This window comes from Mesotoga sp. H07pep.5.4 (assembly GCF_003664935.1).
Lineage (GTDB): Bacteria > Thermotogota > Thermotogae > Petrotogales > Kosmotogaceae > Mesotoga > Mesotoga prima.
This window is the reverse complement of the sequence record NZ_JFHM01000007.1, coordinates 67,837-82,546: the sequence shown is the minus strand read 5'-3', so window position 1 is coordinate 82,546 and position 14,710 is coordinate 67,837. Positions and strand designations below refer to the sequence as shown.

Here is a 14,710-nt window from a genome sequence, read left to right as displayed (position 1 = left end):
AGGAGGTAACATAATGAGTAGCATTTTGAGAGGCAAAGACTTCATTACCACACAAGATTTCGACAGAACTGAAATCGACCTTATGTTAGATTTATCTTCTGATCTCAAAAGAAGGTTTGCAACAAATGACCCCACACCTTTGCTTCCTTACAAAACCGTGTTTTTGATGTTCTTCGATCAATCTACGCGAACTCGAAATTCGATGGAAGCGGGAATTACACAGCTTGGCGGTCACGCGCATTATCTAGATCCATCGACAATGCAGACGGCACATGGAGAGGTTCCGAGGGATACCGCGATGATCCTTTCAAGATACGGTCACGCGATAGCGGTAAGACATTGCAAGTTCAAAGTCGGGAATTCCTACCTTCGATCTCTTGCAGAAAATGCAGATGTACCCATCCTGAATCTCCAGGATGACATCTATCACCCGATGCAGGTCATGGCTGACATAATGACAATGCGCGAGAGATTCGGAGCAAATCTTAGCGGACTGAAAGTTGCCATCACATGGGCTTATGCTGAAAGCCATTTGAAGCCTCTTTCCGTTCCCCAGTCACAGATTCTTCTTTTTACAAGATACGGAATGGACGTCAAACTGGCATATCCCGAAGGGTTTGACTTAATGCCGGATATCGTTGACCTGGCGAAGAAGAATGCAGAAGGAAGCGGTGCCAGGCTGGAGATACTTCACGATATGGATGAAGCCTTCAGAGATGCTGATATTGTGATTCCGAAATCATGGGGTGGTTTCTATGTTTCAGACGATCCCCAGGAAATAATGACGGAAGTGAGAAGAAACAAAGATTGGATATGCACTCCAGAGAGAATGAAGCTGGCTAACAAGAGGGCCATTTACATGCATGCACTCCCCGCCGACAGAGGCAGAGAAGTAGTGGATGAAGTAATAGACGGCCCACAGTCAGTTGTCATAGACGAAGCAGAAAACAGATTGCACACGGCCAAAGCTATCATGGCTCTTACAATGGGTGGAAGATCGTGACTTACGACCTTGCCCTTGAAAATGGAACGGTATGCACGGAGAATGGACTCTTTCCTGCAAACGTTTACGTTGAGGGTGAGGAAATAAGAGTGATTTCCTCGATTAAAGAGAAGTTGCCGGCAAAAGAAAGTATTGACTGCTCCGGTCTCTTCCTGCTTCCCGGATTCATAGATCCCCATGTGCATCTAGGGCTGGCTCTTGGAAGATACACTTCTGCCGATAACTTTGAATCTGGATCGGCTCTTGCTCTGAGTGGTGGAGTAACGACGCTCATCGACTTTCTCGATCCAATCTCCGATCTTGCGCAATTTGAAACTGCTATAAAAGATCGAATGACAGCAGCTAAGGACAGCAGAGTAGATTACTCATTTCACGTAACCTTGGCTGGCAACCCGAGCTTCTCCGCGGAAGAAATCGCTAGATCGTCAATAGCCGCCAAAATGCCTTCGATAAAGGTTTTCACTACGTATAGCTCTTCCGGTAGGCGTTCGAGCGATGGGATGATTTACAGTCTGCTTTCACTTTCAAGAAAGCTTGGATTCGTTTTGATGGCCCATTCGGAGAACGATGAGATAATCAGAGAAAGGGAAAAAGAATTCTCCAGGCCAACTTACAGAGATATCTCATCTCTTAGGCCGACTATTAGCGAGCTTTCCGAAGTTGCAATGCTTTCGCTAATCTCTCTGGAAGAAGAAGGACAGCTTTATATCGTTCATGTTTCAAGCGGTAAAACAGTTGAAGCTCTTTCTTCCCTTGGCCTCGACTGGAGAAGGTTCACAAAACTTGAAACCTGTCCACAGTACCTACTACTTAATAATGATCCACTAAAAACCGATCAAGGATACCTGAACACATACTGCCCGCCACCGAGGACAGATCAAGAGCGCACTCTTCTTCAATCTGCGCTTCGTAAAGGAGAGATATCTTCTATCGGAACAGACCATTGCCCGTTCCTCAACAGGGAAAAATGGGAAAATCGAGACGATTACCCCAAGATACCTAACGGTACTGGCTCGCTGGGTATTTCTTTCGCAACCATCAACACGATCCTCGACGGTGATCTCAAAAGGGTTTCCTCACTTCTCTCGACAAATCCAGCGAGAATTTTCGGCCTCTTTCCAAAGAGGGGAGTTCTGGCCCCAGGAAGCATTGCTAATATTGCCATTGTCGATAGGGATGTGCAAAGCACTGTATCGAGGTCACGGTACACACGGTCAGACCACTCACTGTTTGAGGGTATAAAACTTAGAGGTTCCGTAGAAACCGTAATTCACAGAGGGAAACTCGCCTTTAAGAACGGTGACATCCTTTTACCGAAAGCCTCGGGACGCTTCATTGAAAGAGAGAACATTTACTGGGAGAAAGGCGCATGCAGATAAACAACGTTTCGATTTATACAAATGATGGAGATTATATTCCAAAGGGATTCGTAAGGGTAGAAAATGGAAAGATAGTCAAGGTAGCTACCGGAGAAAGCGCGTATAACGGCGAAAACTTCTATTTCGAAGGTAAGTTGCTCATGCCATCTCTGGTTAATGCCCATACTCACATATATTCAACGTTCGCAAGAGGGTTAAAAGTAGCTCCATTCAACCCTTCGTCTTTCACGAAATTACTCGAGCAACTGTGGTGGAGACTGGATAGAGCAATGACAGTAGAAGATCTCAAGATCTCCGCCTATGTGGCTGCTATAGAATCTCTTAAGAGCGGAGTTACATCTCTCTTTGACCATAATTCCTCTCCAAATGCAATAGAGGGTTCTCTTCGAGGTATCGCTTCTTCCGTGAATTCGGTTGGCCTAAGATACTGTGGAGCTTACGAGGTTTCGGACAGAGACGGAACGGAGCGGCGCGATAAAGGGATAAGGGAGAATTTGGATTTTAGCAGCGAAAGCTCGGCATACAGAAAGGGCATATTCGGACTCCATGCCTCCTTCACTTTATCTAATGAAACGCTTTCCCTTGCTTCAAGAGGGATAGCAGGAAAGATTCCCATACATGTCCATGTCGCGGAGGGGCCTGAAGATCAGGAATACACAGTTAGTGTTCATGACTCGAGAGTTCTGGAAAGATTTCACAGGGCAGGACTGATGACGGAAAACTCGATCTACGCTCACTGCATCCACACTACACCTTCCGAAAGGGCTCTTGTCAAAGATTCAAGAGGATACATCGTCGTAAACTGTCAATCCAACGTGAACAATGGCGTTGGCTTTCCAGAATGGAGAAACTTTGCTAATGAAGGCATAAGAATACTTCTGGGAAATGACGGGTACGGGTTCAACCTGTGTCACGATGTTAGGTTCTTGATCCTTTGCCCTCATTACATTTACCGTGATCCGAAAGTTAGTTCTTCAGGTGATATCGGCCGTTCGCTTTTTGGCTCAAACTACGATCTGGCAACAAGGACCTTTGGCGTAAATCTTGGTACAATCAGGGTAGGGAGCAGCGCAGACTTCATCCTTCTAGATTATAAGAGCCCGACTGAAATTACGGTTGAGAACTTCTTCGACCATTTCTTTTTTGGTATATGCGAAAACATTGCAGTCAGCGACGCTTTCGTAGGTGGTGAACGAGTGCTGGCGGAAGGAAGACCCACAAGAGTTAATGAAGATGAGATATACAAAGAGGCTAGAAAGCTTTACAAAGCTTTTGAAAAAAGGTTCTGAGGAGGTGCCTGGTGAAACTCGCTACTGAGATAGCCGGGATTCATCTAGAGAATCCCCTTATGCCCGCTTCCGGGCCACTAACCGGCGACCAGAGAAAAATGCGCGCAATAGAGGCGATGGGAGTAGGTGCAATGGTAACAAAAACAATATCAACGGTTGCAGCCAAGGTTCCCAGACCATGCATTATCGCAGAAAGGGACTTCGTAATAAACACAGAGCTTTGGAGTGAATTCTCACCTGAAAAATGGCTTAATGAATTTCTTCCAGATTACAGGAAGGAATCAGCGCTTCCTTTAATCGTTAGCCTAGGCTATTCACCAGAGGACTTAAGAAAGCTGGTCCCACGATTCGCCAAATTCGCAGATGCCTTTGAGTTGTCAACTCATTATGTTGCCGATGATCCGTCGCTTATCAGAGAACTTATCTCTGCAGTAAAAGCGGGAACCGAAAAGCCTGTCTTTCTGAAATTTGATCCTTCGGTTCCCGATCCTGCGGAGATGGCGAGAGTTGTTCAGGAATCAGGTGGTGACGGAATCGTCGCTATCAATTCACTGGGTCCGGTTTACCCCATGGATCGGAGAGTAAATCGTTCTTATTTAGGAAGCAGAGATGGTTTCGGTTGGATTAGCGGACCGGTAATAAGGCGGCTATCCCTCTCATCGGTGAGAAGAATTCGTGAAGGTTGTACGCTCCCAATAATTGGAGTAGGCGGGATTGTCAGCGCAGACGATGTCGTAGACTTCTTATGCGCCGGGGCTTCTGCAGTTCAAATGTTGTCGGGAGCCCTGATAAGGGGAAAGGGGATATTCAAGAGAATTCTCGAATCGCTTCCCTCAGCTCTGGAAAAGAGAGGTTTTAAAAGCGTTGAAGAAGCAGTTGGCTCTGCAAAGGGCCAGAAAGAGTCCTTTACCGTAAGAAATCCTATAATTGATCATGATAAGTGCACTAGATGCGGTCTTTGCGTGGAGGTCTGCCCGTATTTTGCACTCAGTCTTCAGGAAAAAGTGGAGGTAGATTCAGCGGAATGCTTTGGTTGCGGACTTTGTGAATCCATTTGCCCAGTGGCTGCAATCGGAGGTGTCCTGGTTTGAGCAAGTTTCTTCTCAAATGTATAACATGCGGAAAGGAGTTTTCAGAAGAGGAAGTGGAATACTATTGTCCAGTTTGCGGCGAGCGTAGAGGAACCCTGGAAGTCGTTTACGACTTTGATCAAGTGAGAGAAAAATACGAGTCTTCTTCGGTCGATCTCAACAACAGGGGTATTTGGGCATTTGATTTTCTTTTGCCATTTGAGAATTGTACCGATACTCCAAGGCTCTTCGTAGGCAATACTCCTCTATATAGAAACCATTCTTTGGAAGAGAAATACAGAGTATCGGAGTTACTCCTTAAAGACGACGGCAGGAATCCGACTGCTTCATTTAAAGATAGAGCAAGCGCTGTTGCAGTCTTAAAGGCGAAAGAAAAGTCTTTTGATACCGTTTTCTGCGCTTCAACGGGAAATGCAGCCAGCTCGCTTTCGGGATTTGCAGCTGTTAGTGGGCTGAAGAGCGTGATTTTCGTCCCTGCTACAGCTCCTGCCGCCAAGATTACTCAGCTACAGGTGTATGGATCAAAAATTCTGGCAATAAATGCGAGCTACGACCGGGTATTCGATTTGTCGATGGAAATCGGTATGTCAAAGGGTTGGTACTGTAGAAATAGCGCAATAAATCCATACCTGCTTGAGGGGAAGAAGACTTGTGCAATGGAAATCGCACTCAAGACGAAAGATAAACTACCGGATTTTGTTTTTGTTTCGGCAGGTGATGGAACTGTCTTATCGAGTTTCTACAAAGGGTTTGAAGATTTGATGAAGCTCGGTGTGATCTCTAAAATTCCAACCATAGTGGGAGTTCAGGCAGAAGGTTCAAACGCAATAATGAGAGCTTATGAAAGAGGATACCCATTTGAGCCAGTAGATATCGAGGCAAGAACGGTTGCGGACAGCATCAGTGTGGGAAAGCCAAGAGACGTTTTTAAGGCTTGCAGGTACACACAGAAGCATAATGGTTTGTTTCTTTCCGTTTCGGACCACGAGATTCTCGGGAGTATAATTGAACTTGCCAGAGAAACCGGTGTGTTCGCCGAGCCGGCAGGCGCTACGGCATTTGCAGGCTTCAAGAAGGCCAGAAGATTGAGTATTGTGAACGAAAGAAGTAGTGTTGTCATCGTGGTAACTGGAAATGGTTTGAAGGACCTTAAGAGCGTTTCATATGTGCTTCCAAAGGTCGAGACTTTGCCACCGGTAAAAGATGCAATTGAGGAGGCTCTAAATGAAGATCAGCTTCACACTCAACAATGAACGGTTATCAATGGATGTTGTCGAAGATATGAGACTTCTGGATTTCTTGCGTGATGAACTGGGCCTAACTGGGACAAAAGAAGGTTGTGGCGAAGGGGAGTGCGGTGCCTGTACCGTTATCATCGACGGGAAGGCGGTCAATTCCTGTCTCGTCCTTCTTCCCGAAATCGATGGTTCCGAGGTAACCACAATTGAAGGTCTCTCAAAGGATGGGGAACTAGACACCATTCAGAAGGCTTTTGTAGACGAAGGAGCTGTCCAATGCGGGTTCTGTACTCCAGGCATGATAATGTCGGCAAAGGCCCTTCTTGATAGAAATGATTCGCCAAGCGATGAAGAGATAATGGAGGCAATCGAAGGCAACCTTTGTAGATGCACAGGTTACTACAAGATTGTCCAGGCAATTAAGACCGCCGCAGAAAACCTCAGGAAAACTAATGGAAAGTAATTCTGTTTCGCTGATTCTTCTGGCGGCAGGGGAATCCAGTCGCTTTGGAGATGAGAAGCTCTGTTCTAATTTTAGGGGAAAGCCTCTCCTGCAATGGTCTCTCGATAATCTGAAGAATGTTGGTGTTCTTAACAAGTTTCTAATTATTAAGCCTGGCTTCGAACTCAATAGATTCGATACGGGAAGCTTCAAAATATTGATAAATGGTGATTACAGAAAGGGAATTTCGACCAGCATAGTTAGAGGACTTCGCGAATGTGCTGAAGAGCGCACTGGGATTGTACTCATGCTTGCCGATATGCCTTTGGTTAGCGGAGAAGATGTCGAATTTCTTCTGGAGTCACTTCTCCCTGAAGATGAGATGGTCTCCTTTGCGTATGACGGAAGAAAGGGTTTCCCGACATTCATAGCAAAGAAGCTATTTCCCGAGCTCTTGAAAATCACTGGAGATAGGGGTGCTTTTCAGCTTGTTAAGAATGGACGAGCGAAGATCCGTGAAATAGAAGGCAGCGAGCGTAATGTATTCGATATAGATTCTCCAGAAGATAGACTGCAAATCTGGTGAGGTGTTCTTGAGATTTTGCTAAAAGCTTCATTTTGCTCGAGAAATCCGGAGGTGAGGTTAGTGTCATTCAACGTTCTAATGCCAACCAGTGAAGAGGAGCTAGTTTCTCTTCTTTCGAAGGAAAGCAGTCACATTCTCGCAGGCGGCACCGACCTTCTCGTAAAGATAAGGTTGAAGAGAGTGATTCCTAAGATTGTAGTTAGCCTTAAACATCTAAAGGGCCTTGACACAATTGAGGATCTCGGCGATAAGATAAGAGTTGGCTGCAGGGTAACGATTTCCGAACTCTTGAAGAGCGAAATAATCGACCGACACGGAAGAATCGTACAGATGGCCTTAAGACAAATAGGGAGTCCACAGATTAGAAACCGCGCCACTCTTGCTGGAAACATTGTTAATGCCTCCCCCGCCGGGGACTCGATAGTTGCGATGGTTCTCACGAACGCCAGTTTGTCAATAGGAAGCGCAAATGGTGAGAGGCATGAAAGAGTGGTGGACTTCATAAAGGGTCCTGGGGAGACAACTCTTTCAAGAGGAGAATTCGTGAAGTCAATAACTTTTGAGAAGACTGACGCTCTCTTTCCGCAGTTCTACAAGGTTGGTCAGAGGAATTCTATGGCCATTTCGGTCGCTTCCGTTGGATCGTTGACTTCTGAGTCGGAAATTAGGCTTGCCTTTGGATCTGTTGCGCCTACCGTTGTCGTACCGATCGAGGCTTGTGAATACTACTCTGCAAAGAACGGGTCATTTGACGAAGAGCGGTTTGTCGAACTAGCTATGAAATGTGTGACACCCATTGATGATGTTAGAGCGACCGCCTGGTATCGGACCACTGTAGTAAGGAATCTGATTCATAGAACTCTAAAAGTCTGGAGAAAGAAGGGATACAATGCTGTCTAATGTAAACGAGTACTTCAGACCTAAGACAGTCGAAGAGGCTTACGAACTTATGCAGAATGACAGAGATCATTCGATTTTCTTGTCTGGAGGGACAATTGTAGCACTTATGGAGTCCTCAAGAATTGAAAAGATAATCGACTTGAAGTCTCTTAGGCTTGACACAATTTCAGTTACGGAGGGTGAAATAGTTGTCGGAGCAACTACGACTATTGAATCCTTTAGAAAGGATCCAGTTATCAGGAAGGAATTCGATGACTTCTTCTACGATGCTTTCTCATTAGTGGGTTCCTGGCAGATCAGGAACATGGCAACAATAGGGGGCTCGGTCGCTCCAAAACTTGGATGGTCGGATGTGAGCACCTGCCTTCTAACAACGGGTTCTAGTCTCATGATCTATGGGGTAGATGGGTATCAGAGGATGCTAGTATCCGATTATTTTGCTTTACCTACAGGAGAAAAGCCTCTAATAACCCATGTAATGTTGAAGAGAGACGGCTGGGTTTCGGCCTTCGAAAAGTTCTCTAAGACTACTTTCGACATTGCAACCGTAAATGTTGGTCTTTCAATTATTCCCGAACGTAACCGAATAAAGGGTGCCAGGGTCGTATGTGGATCGAGACCTCAGTATCCAGCGAGATTCGAGAGCGTCGAAGTGGCAATGGTAGACCTGGAGATAAACGATGTAATGCCTGCGATAGTTAGAAGTCTCGTTTACGAAAGCTTCTCTGGAGGATCTAACATGACCGCTTCTTTCGAGTACAGGAAACATCTCGCGTCCGTCCTTGCCCAGAGAGCTGCTGAAAAGGTTAAGGAGATGATCACATGAAAATAGCTCTTACTGTTAACGGGAAACTTCATGATATCGATATCGATCCAGGAGAATACCTGCTCGATGTACTGAGAAGAATCGGCTACAAAAGTGTCAGAAGAAGCTGTAATTCGGCAAGTTGCGGCACTTGCACAGTTCTCTTGAACGGCAAACCAATACTCTCTTGTTCTACTTTTGCAGCCTCGGTTGACGGTCAAAACATCGAGACTGTCGAAGGAATGGCAGATGGAGAAAAGCTTCACCCAATTCAGGAAGCTATTCTCGAAGAAGGGGGTGCTCAATGTGGATACTGTATCCCTGGACTAATAATGGCAGGAGAAGCTCTGCTAAGAGAGAATAGCGATCCTTCTGACGAAGAGATAAAACTCGCGCTAAACGGCAATATTTGTAGATGTACTGGCTACGAACCGCAGAACAGAGCAATCAAGAAGGCAGCAAAAGTGATGAGAGGTGAACTGGATGACTGATTCCTTCGTGACCGTAGGAAAACCAAAAAGGAAGGTTGATGGTCTTGCAATAGTCAGAGGTAAACCGGTATACACCCCAGACTACGATATGCCAGATGCTCTAGTCGTTAAGTTACTTCGCTCGCCCCATGCCCACGCTTTAATAAAAAATATTGAAACCGAGCAGGCAAAGTTAATTAACGATGTTGTGGATATCTTCACTTTCAGTGATGTCGAGAGGATACCATATACAAGGGCCGGTCAGGGCTATCCCGAACCGTCGCCGTACGACACCTTTCTCCTGGACAGAAAGGTTAGATACGTAGGTGATCCAGTGGCAATCGTAGCTGCGAAGACTGAGAAAGCAGCAAAAGACGCACTGAGAAATATCAAAGTTGAGTATGAAATCCTCGATGCCGTCTTAGAAATGAAAGAAGCTACAAAAGAGGGGGCGCCGATCATTCACGATGAAAGCGAATGTGCTGGAGTCTACGACAAATCCAGAAACATTGCGGCGCATTATGAAATGGATCTCGGAGATGTCGAAGAAACGCTCAAGACTTGTGATGTTGTAATCGAGAGGACTTATCATATCGACACACAGCTTCACGCAGCGCTTGAACCACACAACGCGCTTACATATTTGGACTCCGTCGGGAGGCTCATAGTAATCACTTCAACTCAAGTACCCTTTCACTGCAGGAGAATTCTCTCTCATATATTTAATAAGCCAATTGCAGACATTCGCGTGATCAAACCGAGAATAGGTGGTGGATTCGGCGGAAAGCAGTCTGTGATAGTCGAACCCTACGCAGCGCTAGTTACTATAAAGACAGGTAAACCGGCAAGGATTACTTACACGAGAGAAGAAGTCTCTATGGCAACAAATATCCGCCATGAAATGAGCTTCGATGTTACCGTGGGAGCGATGAGAGATGGAAAGATAAAGGCAATATCCCTCCATGGGATATCAAATACAGGGGCTTATGGAGAACATTCTCTCACAACTTTTATGGTTTCCGGTTCGAAGACCTTGCCACTTTACAACAAAGTGGAAGCCGTTCATTTTGGTGGAGACATAGTTTATACGAACCTTCCTCCAGCTGGAGCATACAGAGGATATGGAGCACCGCAGGGCCTCTTCCCACTCGATTGTGCCATTGATGAGCTCGCACACGAGATCAAGATGGATCCTCTTAAACTCAAAGAAATGAACTCAATAAGAGAAGGGGAAACATCTCCGATTTTCGAGATAATGGGAGAAGGAAGAGAAGGAGTCCCTCAAACTATGAAAAGCTGCAAACTTCAAGAATGCATCGATCTTGGAAAGAACGAAATAGGCTGGGAGAGTAAGAGAGGGAAGAAGATCAGAAATGGAAGTAAAGTTCGAGGAGTTGGTTGTGCCCTCGCAATGCAGGGTTCGGGAATACCAAAAGTAGATATGGGTGCGGCTACAATAAAGATGAACGAAGACGGCTCATTCAACCTTCTCGTCGGGGCAACCGATCTTGGGACAGGAAGTGATACGATTCTTGCACAGATTGCAGCTGAGGTTCTCACGGTTCCGCTGGAAAGAGTCATCGTGTATTCATCCGATACAGATATCACCCCGTTCGATGTAGGGGCGTACGCTTCCAGTACTACTTATGTATCGGGAAACGCAGTTAGGCTAGCCGCCGAAAAAGTCAAGGACAGACTCTTTGAACTAGCAGGTAAGTATCTGGAAAGAAGTGTATCGGAACTGTCGCTCCAGTCGGGGATAATTACTTGTAAGGACGGTCCCTCTGTATCGTTGTCTGAACTCTGCACTGTGCACATGTATACTTTCAATCAACAACAGATCTCGGAGTCGGCTTCCTTCGTGGGCGAAGAATCCCCTCCACCATTTGCAGCGAGTTTTGCGGAGGTTGAAGTTGACACCGATACCGGGAAAATTGCGCTCTTGAATTTCGTGTCATATGCAGATTGCGGGGTAGCTCTAAATCCCATACAAGCGATTGGACAGCTTGAAGGCGCCTCTATGCAAGGAATTGGTTGGGCCCTCTTCGAAGATATCATTTACGGAAAGAACGGAAGGATGCTTACCAACGATTTCTTCACTTATAAAGTCCCTTCCCGGATGGACTATGGAAAGCTTACTTGCAGACTCGTCGACAGCTATGAACCTACAGGTCCCTTCGGGGCAAAAAGCATAGGGGAGATAGGAATCGACACACCGATTCCTGCCATAGCGAACGCGATATTCGATGCCACAGGAATTCGCCTAAGACATGCTCCATTCAAGAGCGAACGAGTTCTATTCGAAATTTTAAACATGGAGGTATGAAATGAAGAAATTCTTTCTATCTGTCCTTGTCATTTTAGTATGCTCTGCAGTGTTTGGCATAACCTTCTGGGTTAGCTGGGAAGGGGAGAAATTCTACAGGGATGCTGCCGCCGCATTCAAAGAAGAGACAGGGATTGATGTTGAGATTGTTTACTTCCCAAAGATTGAAGAAAAACTGAACATAAATCTGAAGACAGGGTACCTTCCCGATGCTGCTATGATAAAGGATACTTATGTGGGTGATGTCGCTGCATCTGGGCGCAGTCTAAGTCTCAATCTTGCCAGTCTTACTGGCTACTCTCAGAAATTTCTGAACGCCTACGTATGGAATGGCGAAATTACCGCCGTTCCCTTTTACGCGGATTGTCAGGTCGCCTTTGTCAATCTCAATGCTTTCGAAGAAGCCGGTATCGTTTTGGGAGAGAAACTTGATTTTGATCAATTCGAAGCTATAAAGGAGAGCCTTACTGGAGTTGTTGATTACCCAATAGCATTTGATTTCACATCTCCTTACGTAATGTTCCCTTATGTCTCTGCTCTCATGTCCGAAGAGGAACTGTACGAACTAAATGTTGGAGCCTCCGGAAGTAGAGAAGTAGTATCTAAAATTAAGGAGTACTTCGACAATGGAGTGATTTCGAGACTGGAGAGAGCCGCAATGAACAAGCTCTTTGCTCAGGGTAAGATAGGTATAATGCTTCAGGGAAGCTACATGGCCTCCAAATTCAGGGAGAAAGGTCCCGACTTCGTGATGTTACCCTTTCCCAATATTGAAGGCGTAGAAGTAAGTGGTATCATTGACTCTAAAGGTTTTGCACTATTCAATAGTGATACCTCTGAGCAGTGCATGAGTTTTATTGGCTTTCTTAATGAGCATAGTCATGACTTCTTTGTAGAGTACGACAAGTATCCACTATTCGGTTCCGACTCTCCTCAAGAGCTGGAATGGGTAGTTAACCAAGGTAAGTTCATGCCGAATCTCCCGGGGTATCAGTCTCTTTTGTTTGAGGCTCTAGAACCCGCATTGCAAGCAATATATAGTGGAGCAATGACTGTTGACCAGGCACTTTCAGGTGCGCAGTCTTACATTGACTCTATAAGATAGTATGTCGGTAGTTTTGCCGATCTTCTTTGCACTGTGCCTGCTCTCTCTTTTACTTAGAAATAAGTGGTCCATGGTTTTGCCAGTGACTTTAATACTGGGAGTAGCTACCATTGTGCCTATACTCTGGGCAATTTACATTTCTTTCACAGAATATGGGGTCTTTCAACAGGCTCCTGTTTTTTCTGGTCTGAAGAACTTCGAAGAGGTACTTGGAGACTCTGGTTTCAAGCTCTCTCTTAGACTTACCGCATTGTGGTCTACTCTCAAGACATCGATTGAGATCTTGCTGTCATTCTTAATTGCATTGAGACTTAGAAAGGCAACTAAGTTAAGTAAGGCCAGTCTTATTCTTCTTGGAGTCGGCTGGTTCATACCTTCATTCATTACAGTCTCGGGTTGGAGGGCTCTTGTCCAAGGATATGGAGGGTATTCGTTATTTAACATTGTCCTTGGAACGGAAATCGACATAACTCTCAACGCCTTTCAAGCATTTACATCCTCTCTTTTCGTAAGCATTTGGCTTTCATTACCTCTGTCTACAATGATAATTCTCGGAATGTTGGGAAGAGTCTCTAAAGAACTTGATGACGTAATGAAGATCGACGGAACAGGCGATATTTATACCTTTAGTATTCTTTTCGGAGAGATACGATTTCTGCTTATTCCTTATTTCTTTTTTCAGCTTGCGAGATCAATGAAGGAATTCACATCTGTCTTTCTCATGACTGGTAACGGTCCTCTTTTGCCGGAGGGGTTCACTCCAAATACCTTAACCGGCTCGACAACTTTTCTTGGTGTTGCTTTGTTCAGGAAGTTTAGCTCTGTTAAAGATTATGGGCTTCTTTCGGCCTACGCGGTGTTTGTTGGGGGTTTTTCGCTAATCTGGATACTGGGTGCCCTCTTTTCAAGAGGGGATGTTCCGAAAAGGCACAGGCATGTACTATTTCTGAGTAGTGCAGCCCATGTATTTCTTGGGCTTTTCACAGGCTTGAATTTGCTTCTGCTCCCCGTCATTTTAGGATACTCAATTCTTCCCCTAATTATCCCACGATTCAGGAAGACTTTCAGACTCCTCGTAGGGGCACTTTTGATATATGAAGCTTTAATAACCGTATTGGGAGTAGTACAGAGGGGAGTAAGTGGAATAGTTCCGGCTACCCTATTAAGCGTACCGCTAATTTTGTTCTCACTAAGATACAGGTTCCCGATTATCGATTTCACTATCCCGGGCTGGCTGAAGAGAACACTGATGGTATTGTGCCTAATACCGACGGTCTTGGTAGTTATTTATATTCTTGTGCTTTCTTTTGCCGCTGACTCAGACATAATGCCTTCACTTAGTGAATTGACTCTAGCAAATTTTGGCAGAGTCATTTCCGACGGACTTATGTCGAATATTCTTAATACAATTATTATCGCCTTCTGGGCCTCCTTAATCCTGCTAATGGCAGGTATACCCTTCTCATACCTTTTCTCACAGAGAAAGTCGATGCTTGTGAAAGGTTTGGCTTCAATAATTCTTTTTGGCAGTCTCTACACTGGAATGCATACTCTGCTTCCGATGTATTTCGTATTCGATAAGCTCCGTCTAACTGACAGTCTCTTTGGGATTGGGATAGTTGTTTGCATTCAGTCCCTTCCCCTTACGATAATCCTTCTTGCTGAATTCTTTTCCTCGGTTCCGAGAGAGCTCCGAGAAGTGTCCCTGTTGGAAGGATTATCTGGAACTGGCTACCTGGTGAGAATTTTAATCCCGCTTTCATTGCCTGTAATCGGAGGTCTTCTGGTGTACGTAATGGTTTCGTCGTTCAGTTCATTCAGCACGCCCCTGATTCTTCTTAACAGCCAGGAGCTGATGCCTTTCTCTCTTAGAATATTTAGCTATGTGGGAGAAGTGAGAAGCTACTACACTTCGTGGAATCTCTTTGGTGCTGCATCGGTAATTGGGGTAGTACCTCTGCTGATTTTCTTTAGAAGTTCTCTCAGGCTAATCTACAGTTCGAATCTCCGTGATCAAGGAATAGAGTATGACTGAACACTTGCCATAATTAGGCTTAGAAAGAATTCGAAATTTAC

The 14,710-nt window shown here is 45.2% G+C and carries 13 protein-coding genes; all 13 read left to right on the top strand.

What is annotated here, in order from left to right:
• Window positions 1-13 precede the first annotated feature (13 nt).
• The 13 genes from Y696_RS04890 to Y696_RS04830 all read left to right on the top strand — a co-directional run bounded on the left by Y696_RS04890 (window position 14) and on the right by Y696_RS04830 (window position 14,669).
• Window positions 14-1,003 carry an ornithine carbamoyltransferase gene (locus tag Y696_RS04890; RefSeq protein WP_006492658.1) on the top strand — a complete coding sequence of 330 codons (990 nt, stop codon included), beginning with the start codon at window positions 14-16 and terminating at the stop codon, window positions 1,001-1,003.
• On the top strand, window positions 1,000-2,382 hold the full coding sequence (locus Y696_RS04885; protein WP_099772148.1) for a dihydroorotase family protein: 1,383 nt from the start codon (window positions 1,000-1,002) through the stop codon (window positions 2,380-2,382). The genes Y696_RS04890 and Y696_RS04885 overlap by 4 nt, the downstream gene beginning before the upstream one ends.
• Window positions 2,373-3,671 (top strand): amidohydrolase family protein, encoded by a 1,299-nt coding sequence (locus Y696_RS04880; RefSeq protein ID WP_099772147.1) that lies wholly within the window; start codon window positions 2,373-2,375, stop codon window positions 3,669-3,671. Before Y696_RS04885 ends, Y696_RS04880 begins: the two co-directional genes overlap by 10 nt.
• 11 nt (window positions 3,672-3,682) lie before the next feature.
• Window positions 3,683-4,762: a 4Fe-4S binding protein gene (locus Y696_RS04875; RefSeq protein ID WP_099772146.1), complete on the top strand. Its 1,080-nt coding sequence runs from the start codon at window positions 3,683-3,685 to the stop codon at window positions 4,760-4,762.
• Entirely contained in the window at window positions 4,759-6,015 is a 1,257-nt protein-coding gene (gene thrC / locus Y696_RS04870) for a threonine synthase (RefSeq protein ID WP_099772145.1), read from the top strand. The genes Y696_RS04875 and thrC overlap by 4 nt, the downstream gene beginning before the upstream one ends.
• Window positions 5,987-6,463, top strand: a complete 477-nt coding sequence (locus Y696_RS04865; RefSeq protein ID WP_014730663.1) for a (2Fe-2S)-binding protein — start codon at window positions 5,987-5,989, stop codon at window positions 6,461-6,463. Before thrC ends, Y696_RS04865 begins: the two co-directional genes overlap by 29 nt.
• Window positions 6,453-7,028 (top strand): NTP transferase domain-containing protein, encoded by a 576-nt coding sequence (locus Y696_RS04860; RefSeq protein WP_099772144.1) that lies wholly within the window; start codon window positions 6,453-6,455, stop codon window positions 7,026-7,028. The genes Y696_RS04865 and Y696_RS04860 overlap by 11 nt, the downstream gene beginning before the upstream one ends.
• A 60-nt stretch (window positions 7,029-7,088) precedes the next feature.
• Window positions 7,089-7,928, top strand: a complete 840-nt coding sequence (locus tag Y696_RS04855) for a xanthine dehydrogenase family protein subunit M (protein ID WP_006492650.1) — start codon at window positions 7,089-7,091, stop codon at window positions 7,926-7,928.
• Entirely contained in the window at window positions 7,918-8,754 is an 837-nt protein-coding gene (locus Y696_RS04850; RefSeq protein WP_099772143.1) for a xanthine dehydrogenase family protein subunit M, read from the top strand. Before Y696_RS04855 ends, Y696_RS04850 begins: the two co-directional genes overlap by 11 nt.
• Complete coding sequence (locus Y696_RS04845; RefSeq protein ID WP_006492646.1) at window positions 8,751-9,224, top strand: (2Fe-2S)-binding protein; 474 nt, start codon at window positions 8,751-8,753, stop codon at window positions 9,222-9,224. Before Y696_RS04850 ends, Y696_RS04845 begins: the two co-directional genes overlap by 4 nt.
• Window positions 9,217-11,529 (top strand): xanthine dehydrogenase family protein molybdopterin-binding subunit, encoded by a 2,313-nt coding sequence (locus tag Y696_RS04840; protein WP_099772142.1) that lies wholly within the window; start codon window positions 9,217-9,219, stop codon window positions 11,527-11,529. Before Y696_RS04845 ends, Y696_RS04840 begins: the two co-directional genes overlap by 8 nt.
• A gap of 1 nt (window position 11,530) precedes the next feature.
• On the top strand, window positions 11,531-12,634 hold the full coding sequence (locus tag Y696_RS04835) for an extracellular solute-binding protein (RefSeq protein ID WP_006492642.1): 1,104 nt from the start codon (window positions 11,531-11,533) through the stop codon (window positions 12,632-12,634).
• 70 nt (window positions 12,635-12,704) lie between these two features.
• Window positions 12,705-14,669, top strand: coding sequence for an ABC transporter permease subunit (locus tag Y696_RS04830; protein ID WP_257212007.1), 1,965 nt, complete (start codon window positions 12,705-12,707; stop codon window positions 14,667-14,669).
• Window positions 14,670-14,710: the final 41 nt, after the last annotated feature.